Raw genomic sequence first — 16,250 nt, 5'->3', positions numbered from 1 at the left:
GGCCCCCGCAACGGACACGGTACTGGTGGTTAGCGGTTTTCCCAGGCGGTGACGTCGGCCCCGGCGGCGCGGAAGGCGTCGATCGTTGTTCCCGCTGCGGACAAGGAGCCGACGACATCGGGGGCGCGGTCGTAGTCAAAGTAGCGGACCTTGGCCACCCCGGCCACCCAGGCCTGGGCCTTCTCGATCGGCAGGATGGCGCCGGCCTGCTCGGGCACCTGGGCCACCCAGTTCTCGATGTGGTCGCGGTTCTTGAAGAAATTGATGCTCTCGCAGACCATCGTCATGTTCTTGCCCCAATTGTCGGGGTACGTTCCGATGTTGATCAGCGTCCCCTCGGGATCGACGCTCAGCAGGGCACCGTCCTTCCAGGTGGAGGTGATCTTCTCGCCGCAGTCGGGGCAGATCGACTCGACGGTGGTCACCAGTCCCGGGAACTGCACGCTGAAGGCGCTCGATTCGCCGGCACATCCAGACCAGAACGCCCGGCCGTCCTCCAAGGTCACGCGGTGGCGTGTGGGGTAGAACGCGAACGGAGGCATCTTGATGAGGCTCTCCGTGCCCTCGAGGAACATGACCTGCACGCCGCGGTACAGCTGGTCAAGGGAGTCCCAAAGATCGTTGTAGCTGATGCGGAGCCCGTCCATCGCCTCCAGGAATGTCGGCGGACGGCCATTGTCGGGGATGAAGTCCTCGTAGAACCTCCGGACACGCTTGGTGGTGTCGGTCAGGTCGAAGACCTCGGTCGCCAGCGGCGGGAGGACGCCGTAGGGGGTGTGGAACTTATGCATCGTGTTTCCTTCCGATTCCTTGTTGGAGTTTTGAGAAAAATAGACAGCTAACGGGCCATACCCGGAGCGGCTGGCTCTAGGCGAGCTCTACCCCCATGTAGGTGGCTTCGACGGCACCGCGGGTCGACGCGCTCTTGGCGTCCCCCCGATAGACCACTTGGCCAAGATTCAGCACGACCGCTTCGTCGGCAATGCTGAGGCAGAAGTCGACGGCCTGCTCGACCAGCACGACCGCCAGGCCCTCGTCACGAAGCCGCGTGATGAGGTCGAAGAGTTCCCCCACGATCGCCGGGGCCAGGCCCGTGGTGGGTTCGTCGAGCATAAGCACCTTCGGCCCCGGGGCAAGGGCCTGGGCGATGGCGAGCATCTGTTGCTGGCCTCCGCTGAGCAGTCCCGCCGCGACGTCGCGCTTCTTCGCGAGGGCCGGGAAGCGGTCGAACGCCTCTTCGACCTTCTTCATCACCTGGCTGCGCGGGATACGCAGCGGATACGAACCCAGCATCAGGTTTTCCTGGACGGAACGCTGCCTGAAGATGCGCTTGCCTTCCTGCACGTAGGCGATGCCTTTGGCGGTGCGGGCATGCGGTGCGAGCCTGCCCACGTCCTTGCCCCCGAGGCGGATCGATCCGGCCGAGATGGGATTGAGTCCGCTCACCATGCGCAGGGAGGTAGTCTTACCGGCCCCGTTGCGGCCAAGGATCGCGGTGATCCGGCCCGCCGAGGCGGTGAAGGACACGTCGCGCACGACGGTGATGTCGCCGTAGCCGCCCGCGATGGACGAGACTTCCAGGAGAGGATGCTGGGCGGTCATGGGGCCACGGCTCCTTCCGCGACGTCGTCGCGTGAGTGGGCATGCATGATGTCTGCTCCGAGGTAGAGGTTGACCACCCGCTCGTCGCTGGCAATGGTGCCAGCGTCGCCCTGGGCGATGATCTTGCCCTCGGCGAGGACGACGACGTGGTCCGAGATTTGCCGCACCAGTTCAAAGTTGTGCTCGACCAGGACCACCGTGGCGCCGGCATCCCGTGCCCCGCGGATGAGCGCCGCGAGTTCCTTGAGCTCGTTCTCGTCCAGTCCGGAGGCCACCTCGTCCAGCAACAGGACCGAGGGTTCGTTGGCAATCGCCCGGGCGAACTCCAGAAGGCGCCGGGTCCCCAGGGGCAGCGTACTCGCCTGGGCGTCCGCGAGGGACGAGATCCCCACCGCTGCGAGCGCGTCCCCGGCAGCGATGCGGTCGGCTATCCGGGCGCGGCGGTAGCGGGGCAGCCTGAGCACCGTCTCGACGAAGGTGGTCTTGCCGCGCAGCAGACGGCCGGACGCGGCCACCTCGTGCACGGTGAGCGTCGAGGGAATGAGCGGGGTCTGGAAGGTGCGTGCGATGCCGCTCCCGGCCGCCAGTTTGGGATCGCCGTTGAACACTGTGCCGTCGAGAGAGACTTCACCGTCCTTGGGTACGATCAGCCCGGAGATGGCGTTGAGCAGCGTCGTCTTGCCCGACCCGTTCGGGCCGATGAGCGCCGTGATCTCGCCAGGCTTGGCCTGCATCGACACGCCGTCCAGGGCCGTGAAGCCGCCGAACCGCACGACGACGCCGGAGACCTCCAGCTGTTTGCCGTTGAGTGCCGCGAATTCGGGCTTCGCAACGGCTTCGGGAGCCGCATCGGCGTCGTGCCGGGCCGCCGCCAGCAGCCGGTTCATGAACCGGTGCCCGATGCCGGCTATGCCCATGCTCAGCAGCACGCCGCCGACGATCAGGAGCACACCGTAGGCCACCTCGGCGTAGGTGTCGAAAACGGACAGGCGTGCGGGGCCGAGCTGCAGGACCGCGGCCCCCAGGATCGCGCCGTAGATCGAGAGGACGCCGCCGAGGATGCCTGCGGCCAGCACGATCAGGCCGAGTTCGAAGGTGAAGGCACCCGGGGAGACGTAGCCGTCGAGATATGCATAGAGCACGCCGGCGATGCCCGCGGGCACACCGCCCAGCGCATAGGCGCGCAGCTTCGTCCGGTAGACGCTCACGCCGAGCGTTCGGGCGAGTACTGGGCTTTCCTTGAGCACCAGGAACGCGGTGCCCTCGCGGGACTTCACCAGGTTGCGCATCACGGCGATCCACAGCGCGCTGCAGATGATGACCAGCAGGTAGAACGCCGTGTTCTTCATGGGCTCGCCGAACAGGGTCGGCCGGCTAATGCCCGCCATGCCGGCGAAACCGCCCAGCTCGTCCCCCATCAGGTTGACGACACGTGGAATGAGGGTGATGAAGAACAGCGAGGTGAGCGCCAGCATCCAGCCGCCGAGTCGAAGACCTGCCGCACCGGTGATCACGCCGAGCAGCAAGGCCGCGACGATTGCCACGACGAGCACCACGACGATGTTCGTGACGCCCTGTTTGCCGAGCCAGCCCGCGGTGTAAGCGCCGGCCGCATACATGAAGACCTGCCCGAGGGCGAGTTCTCCGGCATAGCCGAAGCTGAGGTTGAGGCCGCTGACAACAAGCGCCAGCACGGCAATGAGAATGATCTGGCGCTGCCAGCCGATATCCAGGCCGAGCCAGGGAAGTGCCGCGACGAAGGCCGCAAGCAGCAGGGCCAGGACCGGCCCGAGGACGTTCCAGCGCCGGTTCACCGCGAGCAGCGGCCTGCCGATCATCCGCGCAATTGAATCAAACAAGACGCACCTGCCCTCTTCCAACGACACCGGTGGGCCGCAGCAGGAGTACTGCGAGGAGCACGACGACCACGGCGATCTCGCCAAAGTCGTTTCCGATACTGCGGGCGGCGAGGGCTTCCACGAGGCCCACGATGAGGCCGCCGACGAGGGAGCCGAGGATGCTGCCGACTCCGCCAACGGCCATTGCCACGAACCCCTTGAGGGCCAGGACAAGGCCGAGCGTGGCGACGGCGAACGTCTTCTGCGCGACGAGCGGGCCGATCAGGCCGCCGAAGGCACCCGCCAGGACCAGCCCCAGGATGGCCAGACCCTTCACATTGATGCCGCGGATCGAGGCCGCCTCCGGGTCCTCCGCACGGGCGAGGCCGGCGAGGCCAAGCTTCGAGCGGTGCATCCACCAATGGACGGCAAGGGCCGCGACTGCCGCAACGAGAATGAGCAGCAGCTCATTGAGGCGCACCTGGCCGCCCAGCACGTTGAACGTTTCCGTGGGCACAACGTTCACCGGAACGGGGTCGGGGCCGAAGACCACGAGTGCGAGCCCGGCGATCACCGTCGACACGCCAAGGGTGGTGACGAGTTCGGTATGGCCGCCGCGGTTGCGGAGGGGGCGGATCGCGATCAGTTCGGTGAGGATTCCGACCAGCGCGGAGAGGATGACCGCCACGAGCAGTACCAGGGGCAGCGGCAGGTCGTTCTGGGTCAGCCCCCAATAGGCCACGAAGGCGCCGATCATGACGAACTGCGCGTTCGCGAAATTGATGACGCCGGTCAGCGTCAGCGTGATGTTGTAGCCGATCGCCACGATCGCGTAGATCGCTCCCATGGTCAGACCCGCCCACAGCGTTGTCATCATGTCCGAAGGTCCTTAATCTGCGAGGCCGGTGGGTGGAGGTGGCCGCGTCCTGGGTTGCCAGGTCCGCGGCCACCCGGATCGGCTACTGGAACTGGCCGTTGACGAGTTTGGTGGCCCCGGTGAAGACGATGTACCCGGATTCGATCTTCGGGAAGTGGTTCTCCGGAGAGAAGCCGTAGGCCGGGTAGGAGGTCCAGGTCACGTGGTCGGGGGTCTTCAGACCTTCCAGCGCCCCCTTGAGCGCGTCCGCGTCTGTTGCACTTGCCTGCTTGGCCGCCAGTGCCAGCAGCTGGAGGGCGTCGTACGGCAGGGATGCCTGAGTCACGATCTGGCTGATGTCCCCCTCGGCGCTGATCGCGTCGATCATCTTCTGGGTGTCGGGGAGCCATTCGTCCTTGTGGGCCGTTGCGGAAACCAGAGGGCTCAGGAGCTGAACACCTTTCAGCGCCTCCGGTGCCACGATCGCGGCAGGGTTCGAACCACCCACGGCGTTATCCCCGACCACGGGCACGTCCCAGTCCAGCTTCTGGCGGGCGTCGAAGATGTAGCCGACGCCGGATCCGTAGGACGATGCGAAGAGCACGTCGGGGTCGGCCGCCTTGAGCGCGTCCATCGGCGCGGTCAGATCGGTCGCGGTGGTGTCGTACGACTGCGTGACGAGCTCGATTCCGGTGTTGGCCAGCATTTCGGTGATGGCTGAATGGTTGTAGGTGCCCAAGGCATCATTGGCGGAAATGAAGCCGACCTTCTTGAAGCCCTTGTTCTTCGCGTAGTCGACAAACGCCTGGTAGTTCTGGTTGTTCGCCGACTGCATCCCGAAGTGATAGGGGTAAAGTTCCGGATTGTTGATCTTGATATCGGCCGCTGTGCTGCCGGAGAGGATTCCCGCGCTTGAGAGTGCCGGCAGCATCGCCAAGGCTTCGTTGCTCGTGGCCCCGGCCCACACGTAGTCGGGCGGGGTGTCTGAGTTGATCTCCTCTTGGAGGAGCGTCACGGCTTCGGTGGGATCGAGCTTTGAATCGAGGACCTTGACCTCGACGTCGCGGCCGCCAATGCCGCCGTCCGCGTTCACGATCTTGGCAGATGCCTTGAGGCCATTGACCTGGACTTCCGACTGCTTCGAGAGCGGCCCGGTCATGGGCAGGATCGCCACGACCCGGAAGGGATCGCTGGCTTCCGCGGCATCGGATCCGGCGCTCCCGCTCGAACAGGCCGCGAGAGCCAGGGCCGCAATGGCGGACATAGCGCCTGCGGCAAGTAGGCGAGTGATCTTCATTGATTTCTCCTCTGCTGGACCGCCTGCGGCTCTGAACTGCAGGACGGTGTGCGATGAATACGCTAACCCCAATTAGTCTTATACACAATGATTTATGTCAAAACTATTTATCGGGCATAAAAAGGGTGGCCGCACCATGCAGGGCCATGGCCGGCCACCCATGGGCCAGGGCTCGCGCTACTGCGCGGACTGCGCGGCCAGCAGTTCCTCCCAATAGGTCACATCGGCTCCGAGGGCCCTGAAATGCTCGACCGTTGAACCGGCGAGGCTGTTGGCCCCCACCAGCCCCGGAGGACGGTCATAGTCCCAGTAGCGGACGCGCGCCTCGCCTTCGACCCATTCGACGGCCTTGTCGACCGGGAGCGTGATGCCGCGCTTCTCCGGCATCTTTTCCTCCCACACTTTCACATGCTCCGGCGACCGGAAGAAATTGATGTTCTCGCAGGTCAGCATCATCTGGTCGCCCCACTCGCCGGGGTGACGCCCGATGTGGATCAGGGCGGTCTCCGGTTCCACCGACAGCAGTTCGCCATCCTTCCACTTCGTCACGATGGGCTCCCAGCAGTCGGGACACATGGATTCGATCGTGGTCACCTGGCCCGGGAACCGGAAGTGGAACGCGCTGGCTTCGCCGGCGCAACCGGCCCAGAACTCCCGTCCGTCCTCGAGCTTGGCCCGGTGCCGCGTGGGGACGAAGCTGACCGGTGGCATCTTCACAATATTCTCGGTACCCGGGACGAACATGATCTGGACGCCGAGGTGCAGCTGGTAAAGGGCGTCCCAGGTTTCCTGCTGATCGAGGTCGAGGGCTTTCATGATCTCCGGGATGCCGGGCGCGCGGCCCTGCTCCGGGATGAAGTCCTCGAAGAAACGGCGCACCCGCTTCGTGGTCTCGGTGTATTCGAACTCTTCGGCGCCCTGCGGCGGATACTCGCCGTAGGCGCAATGGAACGTGTGCATGGATTGTCCGCCTTCGGCTGGAGGAACTTACTGGATGTGGCGCTTGATAAAGGTGCCGATCTTGGCGATCGAGTCGTCGGCGTCGGGGTCGGCTCCGGCCAGGACCTGGAAGACGTGCTGCTGTCCCTCGTAGACCTCGAGCTCAACCTCGACACCCTTGCCCCGGGCAAGCTCGGCGAAGTCCTCACCGCCCGACAGCAGCGTCTCGTCGCCGCCGAAGGCGATGTGTACCGGGGGCAGGCCCGCAGGGTCGGACTTCAGCGCATTGAGGTACGGGTTGTCGACCGTGACTCCTTCGCCCAGGATCAGGGCATGCAGCCCGTCGATGCCGGACCGGTCCGCGATCGCATCCTTGCCGGCATTGGTCTCGAACGTCCGTCCGGTGGCAGCAATGTCATAGAACGGGGACATGGTGGCAATCGCCCCGGGCAGGGGCAGGCCCGCGTCCCGTCGGTGCAGGGCCACGGCGGTGGCCAGGGCCCCGCCGGCCGAATCGCCCACGATCGCCACCCGTTCGGCCGGGGCGCCCTTGGCCAGGATCCACTCGTAGGCGGCCAGCGAGTCCTCCAGGGCGGCCGGGTAGGGGTGCTCGGGGGCCAGCCGGTAGTCCAGCACGAACACCGGCAGCCCGGCCGCCTTGGCGATATGCGCAGCCAGCTTGCGGTGCCCGTTCGCGCTGCCGCCGATGTAGCCACCCCCGTGCAGGTAGAGGATTGCTCCCGGCCGGTGCGGTCCGGGCTTGGCCCAGATTCCCCGGATGCCGTCCTCGTCCACCGTCTTGAAGCTCACGTCCTCGGCTTCGGTGGCAAACTGCCCCCACCCGTCGTAGAGGTCGCGCAGCAGGTCCATCCCGGGATCGTCCCCCGGCGTCTGGCGCCGGGCCCAATACCGGTAGAGGTCGCCGAGCTTCTGCGCGGTCGCCGCTTCGGTCCGTGTCTCAGTCATGTCAAGGTTCCTCTCGGTATTGGTTAGCGCTGCCACGACCGAAGCAGCGCCGGAGCCGCTTCGACATACGTGATCGGGTCGATGAAGATGTGCTGTGTCACAACGCCGGCGTCGCGCACCGCACGGCCGATGCCGCTGGGGTTCCGGAACGCGTCGCTGCCGGACCAGAGGCGGGCCTTGGAAATGACGCGCTCAAGGACGTCGTGAGTCCAGGTGGTGGCCTGGCGGGCCCTGGCCACCAGCTCCTCGGAGGGTGCACCCTCGCGCACGGCGTATTCGTCGATCTTGGCGAACGTCTCAAGCGTGTAGGCCCGCGCCGCCTGGTACTCGGCCTCGATCTTGGCGAATTCCGAGAGGAAGACCGGGTACTGGTCGACCGGCGTCGGGTAGCCGCCGCGGAAGCGCTGACGGCTCGATCCCGCAACTTCCTGGAGCGCCCGAGCGGTCAGGCCGAGCGCGACGCCGGCGTGCCCCAGGATGCCGATCACGACACCCGTTGCAAATGGGGCATGCTTTTGCACCGCCGCGCCCTGGAGGCTGAACACGTACTTCGCGTCAACGAACTGCTCCGGGATCTCGAAGTCCTGGCTGCCGGTGGCAACGAAGCCGGTGACATCCCAGCCGCCCTTGAACACCACCTGCTCGCGGGGAACCACGGCCTGCAGGTAATCGAGAGCCTCGCCCTGCTCGTTGACGAGGGTGAGTCCAAAGCCGATATGGGTCGCATGGTGGCTGCCGCTGCCAAAACGGTACTTGCCTTGGACGATGTATCCACCGTCGGTGGCAACCGCCTTACCGACCGGGGCGCCCATTCCCGCGATGATCGCCTTGTCCGGGCCGGCATACAGGTCCCGCGATCCTCCCTCCGGCAGGAAGCCTGAAATCACGGCGTTGCCGAACGAATTGGCCATGAGCACCCAGCCCGTCGACCCGTCCGCCCGCGATACTTCCTCGATGACCTCGGTGGCCTGGGCCGTGTTGAGGCCGCCGCCGTATTCCGTCGGCACGAGCATCCACATCAGGCCCGAGTCCTTCAGGGCCTCAACAACCTTTTCGGTGATTTTGCCCTGCGCTTCGGCGGCTGCCGCTTCGCTCTCGATGAGCGGGGCCAGCGCCCGGGCGCGTTCGACGAAGTCCGTCCCGGAATCCGGATCGGTACCGGGCGCGGTTTCTTCGAGGATTTGCGACTGTGTCACGGTTGATCTCCTTGCATCGTTGCAGGGGCTTCCTGCCTTCCCCATTGGGAGGTGGAGCTAGATTATCTTCGACTAAAATACTTTTCAATAGAGTATTTTCGGACGGCGGGTACTCCGGCCCGGAACGCCTACGCGTGGTAGTAGAGGCCCCCGGCGACCGTGAGCACGTCTCCGGTCACGAAGGCGGCATCCTCGCTGGCGAGATAGAGAATGGTTCGGGCGACTTCGTCCGGCCCGCCGGCACGCCCCAGCGGGGTGCGCGCCACGATGTCGGCAAGCGCGTCCTTATCGAAGAGTTCCTCGACGGCCTTGTTCACCATCAGGCCCGGCGCAACCGCATTGACGCGTACACCATGGGGTCCCGCCTCGGCGGCACCGACCCGCGTCAGGCCGAGCAGTCCCGACTTCGCCGCGACGTAGGATCCGATGTGGGGGTCGGCAGCCGCCCACGCCTCAATCGAGGATACGTTGACTACCGAACCGCTTCCCTGGGCATACATGTGCGGCAGGCACGCCCGCATCATGAGGAACGGACCGGTGAGGCCCACATTCAGCACGCGCTGCCAACTCTCGAGACTCATGTCCACCAGGGCGGCCTGCTCGGCGAAGGCGGCATTGTTGACCAGCACGTCGATCGAACCCGTTTCGGCCACGATCCCCGCCACACCCTCCCGGACGCTTTCCTCGTCAGTCACGTCGAGGGTGATTTCCGTGACGCCGGCGAGCCCATCGACCTCCGTCCGGATTCGCTCCGCGGCCTCCTTGACGCGGCGTGCGCTGCGGTCGGAGATGGCCACGTGCGCCCCTTCCTCGGCAAAGAGTTTGACCGTGGAGAAGCCGAGGCCGGGCCCGGCGGATCCGGTGACGAGGACAGTCTTACCCTCGAACCGTCGCTGCTGTGTCATGGCTACGCACCCTTCTTGTCTTCAAATACGAAGTTGTCCAGGTCCGGTTCCCGCATGAGGCTCCAGTACTCGACCACCGACCACGGCATGTTCGTCACTACCCGTCCCTTCGAATTGCGGTAGTACGTGTCCACGCCTTGGTGCGACCACACCATCTGGCCGAGCAGGTCATCGATCCTGGCGTTGTACTCCTCGTAGCGGTCGCGCCGGGGCTCGACCGCCGCCTTGCCCTGCGAGATCATCGAGGTAATCAGCGACACGACATGGCCGACCTGGGACTCGCCGAGGTAGAGGAAGCTGCCGCCGGAGCCGTTCGTGTTGGGGCCGTAGAGGAAGAAGAGGTTGGGGAAGGATGGGGCCGCGATTCCCTGGAATGCCCGGGCGTTGTCGTCCTCCCAAGTTTCGCGCAGCGACTCCCCTGCCCTGCCCCTGACCTCGAGCGGCAGCAGGAAGCGGCCGCTGTGGAATCCGGTGGACAGCACGATGATGTCGGCCTCGCGTTCCTCGCCGGAAGCAGAAACGACACCGGTCTCCGTGATCCGCGCCGCCGAACTGGGGATGATCTCCACGTCGGGACGCTTGATGGCGTCGAACCAGCCGTTGTCGATGAGCATGCGCTTGCCGTACGGCGGGTAGTCGGGGACGGCGATGGCCTGCAGGTCCTCCCGCCCTTCGAGCTTGCCTAGGATGTACTTGGTCAGCGAGGCGCGGTGGCGGTCGTTCGCCGCGTTAAGCGACCGGTCCGGGTGTTCCCACTCCGGGTCGCGGAACAGGGTCGGCTGGACCTTGTCGTTGAACATCCACGCGAGCCGGAACCTGTACCAGTCCTGGTAGAACGGCACGGTGTCCATCAGCCAGCGCACATCGTCGTCGACATGCTCGAAGTACTTGTTGGCAGGCGCTGCCCACTGCGGTGTCCGCTGGAAGATCGTGATCTGCGACGGCTTGCCGACGATCGCCGGAACGATCTGCATCGCGCTTGCCCCGGAGCCGATTACCGCGACCCGCTTGCCCTCGACGTCCAGGTCTGCCGGCCAGTAGGACGAGTGGAACACCGGACCATTGAATGATTCCGCACCGGGGATGTCGGGGACATTGGGCTCGCTGAAAATGCCCACCGCGCTGATCACCGCGTTGGCCACCACGGATTCGACCGACCCATCGGGATTCTCGACGGTCACCGTCCATTTCTGCGACGCCTCGTCGTACACCGCGCTGATGACGCGGGTGTTGAAGCGGATCCCCGGGCGCAGGTTGAAATGGTCCGTGAAATCCTCGAGATATTCGATGACCTCGTCGCGCTTGCCGTAGTAGCGCGACCAGTTGCGGCGGTAGAAGGAGAACGAGTAGAGGTGGCTCGGGGTGTCGACGCCGGCCCCCGGGTACCGGTTGGTGCGCCACACACCGCCGATGTCGGATTCACGCTCGAACACGACGTTCGGCACACCGGCCTCGCGCAGGCGCAGGGAAGCGAGCAGGCCGGAAATGCCCGCACCGATGATGACCACGGAGAAGTCGACCGGCGTCGTGCCGCCATTCGACACATCGGGAATCCGGATCGGGTCCGCGAAGCCCATCTGCTCGGCGATCATCGGCTCGTAGCTGTCGGGCACCTCTTCGTTGACGCAGATCGTCATGAGTTCGCGCAGCAAGCTGCCCGTCGGCGTGGGAACAGCGATCGGCGCTCCCTGCGCCCACTCGAGGATCGCTTCGCGGACCGCCGCACGGATCTGCTGCTGCACTTCGTCACTGAATCCGCCGGAATCGTGGTCGCTCATGCCCTTCGGCTTCGTAGGGCGGTACGGGTCCCTGATCCAGCGCTCGTCACCGGTCAACTGGAACAGCACCATGACCAGGGACGGCAGGTTCGCGACGGCCAAGGCACCATCCAGCCGCTCGATGTCGATCTCCTGGCGCGCCGCCAGGTCGATGTTTACACTCATTGATCCTCGCTTGTTGGGTGGTAGGTGAAGAATCGATAGTGGCCGGCCGGGTCACGGAGCCGGCGTGGCAGTCACAAGAAATTCGCTGGCTTGGGCCAGTGCGTCCGCGGACTCTGAAACGGAAGGACCGAAAACCGGCCAGGCGTGCGGCACGCCGGGCACGAGCCGCAGGTCGCTGTGCCCGCCGGCCCGCACAAGCGCCTCGTGCAGGCGGACCGCGTTGTCGCGGAGCACCTCCGATGTGCTCGCGAAAATCAACGTGGGCGGCATTCCAGCCAAGGGCCCGAAGAGAGGCGAGAGTTCGGGGTCCTGCAGGCTGGCGCCCCTGGCATACGCCTTGCGCACCCCCCGAAGCTGCTCCAGCGAAAACAACGCATCGCCGTCCGCGTTTTCGTCGTAGGAACCTCCCTCGGTGGCCAAATCGACCAGCGGGGAGAAAAACACCAGGGCCGCCGGGCGCCGCACCAGCGGCAGGCGTGAAACTGCGGCAAGTACCAGGGCCGAGCCCGCAGAGTCCGCCACGACTGCGGTGGTTGCGGCGTCCTGGTCGGTAATAAGCCGTTCAAATGCGGCGTGCACGTCGTTAAGACCTGCCGGGAACGGGTGCTCCGGAGCCAGCCGGTAGTCGCAGGAAATGACTTCGGCCTCCGCATCCTGGGCGAGCGCGCCCAGGAACGCACCGTAGGACGCTCCCGAGCCGCTGGTAAAACCGCCACCATGGACGTGGACGATGCGTCGCTGCGGCTCGACCCGGCCGGACAGGACGGTATGCCAATCATTGATCCCGTCGGGGCGCTGCGTGCCGCGCAGGAGGCCCTGCGGAGCCGGCCAGGCATTCATGAAGGCCGCCACCGCTTCACGGCCGGCGGCAGGGTTCCCGGCGAGCTGCGACCGCAATTGGGAAATTGCGGATTCGACGATTGCATCCACTGTGACAGTCCTCATTGATCGGCGCCGCATGGGGAACTCCGCGGCTCAGGCTTTTACTCTAGAAGTGGACTATCTAAAAATCAACCACTTTCACCAAGAAAAGTGTTCCGCACCACACGCAGGCGGCACATGACGGGATACTCTGGTGCGTAATAGTTGATTAATAGATTATTGACAGCTGTCCCGGACACCCGGCGGACTCGCGAACCGATGCCCCTGCAGCACCTAACCGAACGGAGCCACAGTGCTTGATCCCCACTCCCGCTTCCTCGACACACTCAATCTCGTGCCGAGCCACGACGCCCCGGAATCCGGCTTCCTTGGGCAGTCCGAATACACTCCCCGGGGCCGGATCTTTGGCGGACAGGTGCTGGCCCAGGCCGTCATCGCCGCGAGCAGGACGGCCGCTGCGGACCGCCCGATCCACTCCATGCACGGCTACTTCCTGCGCCCCGGAAATACCGATCTCCCGGTGAGGTACGACGTCGAACACATCAACGACGGCCGCTCCTTCGCTTCCCGGCGGACCCAGGCCAGCCAGAACGGGACGCCCATCTTTTCGATGATCTCGTCGTTCCAACGGGAGGACGTGGGCATCGAGCATCAGCCCGAGATGCCAAACGGTATCCCGGACCCGGAATCGCTGCCCACGACTGCGGATATTATGCAGGGCCACGAGGATCCGCTCCCCCGCTGGTGGGCCAATGGCCGGCCCTTTGATGTCCGGCACGTGCGGCACCCGGTGTACGTCGCCCCCGCGGAGGAGCCTGTGGCGCACCAGTCAGTGTGGTTCAGGACGACCGGACCGCTGCCCGACGACGAGACCGTACATCGCGCGGCCCTGGCATACGCGAGCGACTACGCCATACTCGATCCCATTTTCGGCCGCCACGGACTGACGTACCTCGACACGAGCCTGAGTACCGCCAGTCTTGACCATGCGATCTGGTGGCACCGGTTCGGACGCGCTGACGAATGGGTGCTCTACGACTTGGTCTCACCGGCCGCCAACGCGGCGCGCGGCCTCACATTTGCCCACATGTATTCGCGCGACGGCAAACTCCTGGCGAGCGTGGCCCAGCAGGCCATGATCCGGGGTCCCCGGTAATGCCTCGGGGCGCCCGGACGGGGTGGTCCCGCCCGGGCGCCCCGGGGACTCGGCATGCCGCAGCTCAGCGGGCGCTGCCCCCGCCGAGCCTGGCCTCGAGTTCGGCCCGGATGGTCCGCTTGTCCACCTTCTCGCCCGGGAGCGTCGGCAGCTCATCACGCTGCAGGAACCACCTCGAGGGCACCTCGAAGTAGGCCAGGCGCGGCTTGACGAAGTCACGGAGCATCTCCGATGTGGGCTCTGCCCCGGCGCGAAGGACCACCACCGCAGCAACTTCCTCGCCGAGGTCGGCGTGGGGAACGCCCACAACCGCCACATCGTAGACATCGGGATGTTCCAGCAGGGCCTGTTCGACATGCCGGCAGGCGATATTCTCGCCGCCGCGGATGACAATGTCCTTCGAGCGCCCGTCAAGGTACAGGAATCCGTCCTCGTCGAGATGGCCCAGGTCGCCGGTGTGCAGCCAGCCGTCGCCGTCGACCGTGGCGTCGTCCTCGAGGCCCACGTAGCCGGTCATGACCGTGGGACAGCGCACCAGGATCTCGCCGACACCATGCTCGTCCGGGTTGTCGATGCGCAGTTCGGCAATCGGGTAGGGCGATCCCACGGTGCCCGGCCGCTGCGCAAGGTCACGGTTACCAGCAACGGTGATGAACCCCCCGGATTCCGTCATGCCCCAGGTGTTGGCGAGGCCGCGGCGCTCGAGCTGGGGCAGCTTGCTGCGCAGCCGGTCGAGCAGTTGTGGCGACAATGGGGCGCCGCCGAGCGGGAAGGACCTCAGGCTCGACAGGTCGTACTTCTCCAGGTCGGGATGCTCGAGGACCCGGCCGGCCATCGTGGGAACACCGCCCCACCGGTGGACACCCTCCCGCTCGATGATCTGCAGTACCTGGACCGGGTCGAATTTCCCCTCGTTGAGCACAAGCCGGCCGCCGATAATGGGCTGCGTGATGAGGTTCGACACGCCGCCCACATGGAACAGCGGGGTGCACACCAGCGAGACCGTCTGCGGCGCCTCCGGGTCCAGGTCCTGGGGCAGCTGCCGCGAACGCAGCAGGAGGTTGTGCTGGTTGGCGATGACCGAGCGCTGTGACAGTGACACGGCCTTCGGCACGCCGGTGCTGCCGGAGGTGAAGATCACGAGCGCGACGTCATCCTCGCCGCCCTCGTGCCGTTCGGAACGGTGCCCCGGGACGCCCGGGGCGGCGTCGAACGCGGGCGACAGTTCGCTCAACATGACCCGGCGGGCGGCGCCGGCTTCGAGGCCGGCGAAATCCGTGAGGGCCACCACGGGATGCGTGAGGGCCATGGCGTTGTCGATTTCCGCCTGGCTCCACCACCGGTTGCCCATGACCGGGACGCCGCCGGCGCGCCAGATCGCCCAGACCGCGAGCACGAATTCCGGCGAGTTGTACGCGAAGAGGAGGACCCGTGAACCGGGCACGACGCCGTTGCGTTCCAGTATGGCCGCACCTTCGTCCACGGCGGCGAGGAAGGTCCCGTACCTGATCCGCCGCTCGCCTTGCACGATGAACGCGCGTTCCGCCCACTGCGGCACCGTATCCAGCATCTGGAGCACCGACCGGGGGCGGTCACGGTACTGCCGGCCCGGATGTCCGAGGTACGCTTCCTCGACGGTTTCCGTGCCCCACCTCACGGCCGGCGCCGACGGGTCCGCGTGCCGTACTGTCTCTGTCATTTTCCACTCCATTCCCCGGTACGCTTCTCGCGGAATGCCGCGACCGCCTCGCGGACGTCATTGGTGGTGGCGCTGAGCGCCTCTAGGTAGAACGCCGTATCGAACACGTCGTCGATGCGGGCGTGGAACTGCTTGTTGAGCGCACGCTTGGTGAGCTGGACGGCCACCGGCGGCAGCGAGCTCACACGGCGCGCCAGGTCCCAGGCGGTCTCAACGACCTCTTCGGGCGTCTGGGCCAGTTCGGTAACCATGCCGAACTGATAGGCATCCGCGCCGCTGATCGGCTCGCCCCAGAGCAGGTGCCGCTTGGCCCGCACGAACGCTAGGTTTGCAGGCCAGCCCACGGCTCCCCCGTCACCGGCGACAAGGCCCATGTGGACATGCGGGTCGGAGATCCGCACCGTCGGCATGGTGACGACCGCATCGGCCGTGAGGATAAGGCTGGTGGCCACGCCAAAGGTGTGTCCCTGCAACGCTACAATCAGCGGTTTGGTCAGGTCGGCGAAGGCCCGGTACAGCCGCCGGCCTTCGTCGATCTGGTTCATGAGTTGGGGAAAGTCCGCATTTCCGGCCAGGATGGAATCCATGTCGCCGCCTGCGGAAAAGTGCTTCCCCTCGGCGGTCCACAGCACCGCCCGGACCGATTCGTCGCGGCTGAGCCCTTCGATCACCTGGGCCAGTTCGCGGTGCAGCGCATGATCGAACCGGTTCTGCAGTTCCGGCCGGTTCATTCGCACTTCCGCGACATACCCATCGACATGTACGGCCAATGCCTCATAGCCGGTGTGGGTTTCCAGCACTTCAAAGTTTGTCATTAGCTCCGCCTCATTGCGCAGACCGCGCCCGCTGTCCGGGCCCAACGCTTCAATAGTCGTTAAGCATATTGTCTATAACTAGACAAAAACTTGTGTCACGCAGATCCTAGCAAGAGCGGCCCGGCCGGTCCAGCACGCCCATCGAAACGAGGCGCC

General features: G+C 65.6%; 14 protein-coding genes. 1 reads left to right on the top strand and 13 read right to left on the bottom strand.

Features of this window, described 5'->3' with window-relative positions; genetic code table 11:
- Positions 1 to 29 precede the first annotated feature (29 nt).
- The 11 genes from merB (LVY72_RS04760) to LVY72_RS04710 form a co-directional block, all read right to left on the bottom strand.
- Positions 30 to 791 (bottom strand): organomercurial lyase, encoded by a 762-nt coding sequence (gene merB / locus LVY72_RS04760; protein ID WP_237818329.1) that lies wholly within the window; start codon positions 789 to 791, stop codon positions 30 to 32.
- A gap of 76 nt (positions 792 to 867) precedes the next feature.
- On the bottom strand, positions 868 to 1,602 hold the full coding sequence (locus tag LVY72_RS04755) for an ABC transporter ATP-binding protein (RefSeq protein ID WP_237818328.1): 735 nt from the start codon (positions 1,600 to 1,602) through the stop codon (positions 868 to 870).
- Positions 1,599 to 3,461, bottom strand: coding sequence for a branched-chain amino acid ABC transporter ATP-binding protein/permease (locus LVY72_RS04750; protein ID WP_237818327.1), 1,863 nt, complete (start codon positions 3,459 to 3,461; stop codon positions 1,599 to 1,601). Before LVY72_RS04750 ends, LVY72_RS04755 begins: the two co-directional genes overlap by 4 nt.
- Positions 3,454 to 4,317, bottom strand: a complete 864-nt coding sequence (locus tag LVY72_RS04745) for a branched-chain amino acid ABC transporter permease (RefSeq protein WP_237818326.1) — start codon at positions 4,315 to 4,317, stop codon at positions 3,454 to 3,456. The genes LVY72_RS04750 and LVY72_RS04745 overlap by 8 nt, the downstream gene beginning before the upstream one ends.
- 82 nt (positions 4,318 to 4,399) lie before the next feature.
- The gene (locus LVY72_RS04740) at positions 4,400 to 5,593 is read right to left on the bottom strand and encodes an ABC transporter substrate-binding protein (RefSeq protein ID WP_237818325.1); all 1,194 of its coding nucleotides are present in this window, start codon (positions 5,591 to 5,593) and stop codon (positions 4,400 to 4,402) included.
- 177 nt (positions 5,594 to 5,770) lie between these two features.
- Positions 5,771 to 6,553, bottom strand: coding sequence for an organomercurial lyase (gene merB / locus LVY72_RS04735; protein WP_237818324.1), 783 nt, complete (start codon positions 6,551 to 6,553; stop codon positions 5,771 to 5,773).
- A 27-nt stretch (positions 6,554 to 6,580) separates the two neighbouring features.
- A complete protein-coding gene (locus LVY72_RS04730) occupies positions 6,581 to 7,498 on the bottom strand; it encodes an alpha/beta hydrolase (protein ID WP_237818323.1) in 918 nt (305 codons plus the stop codon).
- Between the two features lie 23 nt (positions 7,499 to 7,521).
- Positions 7,522 to 8,694, bottom strand: coding sequence for an acyl-CoA dehydrogenase family protein (locus LVY72_RS04725; RefSeq protein ID WP_237818322.1), 1,173 nt, complete (start codon positions 8,692 to 8,694; stop codon positions 7,522 to 7,524).
- A 128-nt stretch (positions 8,695 to 8,822) separates the two neighbouring features.
- Positions 8,823 to 9,599 (bottom strand): SDR family NAD(P)-dependent oxidoreductase, encoded by a 777-nt coding sequence (locus LVY72_RS04720; protein ID WP_237818321.1) that lies wholly within the window; start codon positions 9,597 to 9,599, stop codon positions 8,823 to 8,825.
- 2 nt (positions 9,600 to 9,601) lie between these two features.
- The gene (locus tag LVY72_RS04715; RefSeq protein WP_237818320.1) at positions 9,602 to 11,542 is read right to left on the bottom strand and encodes a flavin-containing monooxygenase; all 1,941 of its coding nucleotides are present in this window, start codon (positions 11,540 to 11,542) and stop codon (positions 9,602 to 9,604) included.
- Positions 11,543 to 11,593: 51 nt separating this feature from the next.
- Entirely contained in the window at positions 11,594 to 12,487 is an 894-nt protein-coding gene (locus LVY72_RS04710) for an alpha/beta hydrolase (protein WP_237818319.1), read from the bottom strand.
- 229 nt (positions 12,488 to 12,716) lie between these two features.
- Between LVY72_RS04710 and LVY72_RS04705 the strand changes: the two genes are divergently transcribed.
- Positions 12,717 to 13,580 (top strand): acyl-CoA thioesterase, encoded by an 864-nt coding sequence (locus LVY72_RS04705; RefSeq protein ID WP_237818318.1) that lies wholly within the window; start codon positions 12,717 to 12,719, stop codon positions 13,578 to 13,580.
- Positions 13,581 to 13,644: 64 nt separating this feature from the next.
- Here LVY72_RS04705 and LVY72_RS04700 read toward each other — a convergent pair whose 3' ends face one another.
- Both LVY72_RS04700 and LVY72_RS04695 read right to left on the bottom strand, forming a co-directional pair.
- Entirely contained in the window at positions 13,645 to 15,279 is a 1,635-nt protein-coding gene (locus tag LVY72_RS04700; protein ID WP_237818317.1) for a class I adenylate-forming enzyme family protein, read from the bottom strand.
- Positions 15,276 to 16,079 carry an enoyl-CoA hydratase/isomerase family protein gene (locus tag LVY72_RS04695; RefSeq protein ID WP_237818316.1) on the bottom strand — a complete coding sequence of 268 codons (804 nt, stop codon included), beginning with the start codon at positions 16,077 to 16,079 and terminating at the stop codon, positions 15,276 to 15,278. Before LVY72_RS04695 ends, LVY72_RS04700 begins: the two co-directional genes overlap by 4 nt.
- Between the last annotated feature and the right edge of the window lie 171 nt (positions 16,080 to 16,250).

The organism is Arthrobacter hankyongi (assembly GCF_022012395.1).
Classification (GTDB): domain Bacteria; phylum Actinomycetota; class Actinomycetes; order Actinomycetales; family Micrococcaceae; genus Crystallibacter; species Crystallibacter hankyongi.
This window is presented reverse-complemented; position numbering and strand designations above follow the sequence as displayed.

Coding starts and splice junctions, on each gene's coding strand:
- merB (WP_237818329.1), bottom strand. CDS start 791: ATGCATAAGTTCCACACCCCCTACGGCGTCCTCCCGCCGCTGGCGACC.
- LVY72_RS04740 (WP_237818325.1), bottom strand. CDS start 5,593: ATGAAGATCACTCGCCTACTTGCCGCAGGCGCTATGTCCGCCATTGCG.
- LVY72_RS04730 (WP_237818323.1), bottom strand. CDS start 7,498: ATGACTGAGACACGGACCGAAGCGGCGACCGCGCAGAAGCTCGGCGAC.
- LVY72_RS04700 (WP_237818317.1), bottom strand. CDS start 15,279: ATGACAGAGACAGTACGGCACGCGGACCCGTCGGCGCCGGCCGTGAGG.
- merB (WP_237818324.1), bottom strand. CDS start 6,553: ATGCACACGTTCCATTGCGCCTACGGCGAGTATCCGCCGCAGGGCGCC.
- LVY72_RS04710 (WP_237818319.1), bottom strand. CDS start 12,487: ATGAGGACTGTCACAGTGGATGCAATCGTCGAATCCGCAATTTCCCAA.
- LVY72_RS04720 (WP_237818321.1), bottom strand. CDS start 9,599: ATGACACAGCAGCGACGGTTCGAGGGTAAGACTGTCCTCGTCACCGGA.
- LVY72_RS04745 (WP_237818326.1), bottom strand. CDS start 4,317: ATGATGACAACGCTGTGGGCGGGTCTGACCATGGGAGCGATCTACGCG.
- LVY72_RS04755 (WP_237818328.1), bottom strand. CDS start 1,602: ATGACCGCCCAGCATCCTCTCCTGGAAGTCTCGTCCATCGCGGGCGGC.
- LVY72_RS04715 (WP_237818320.1), bottom strand. CDS start 11,542: ATGAGTGTAAACATCGACCTGGCGGCGCGCCAGGAGATCGACATCGAG.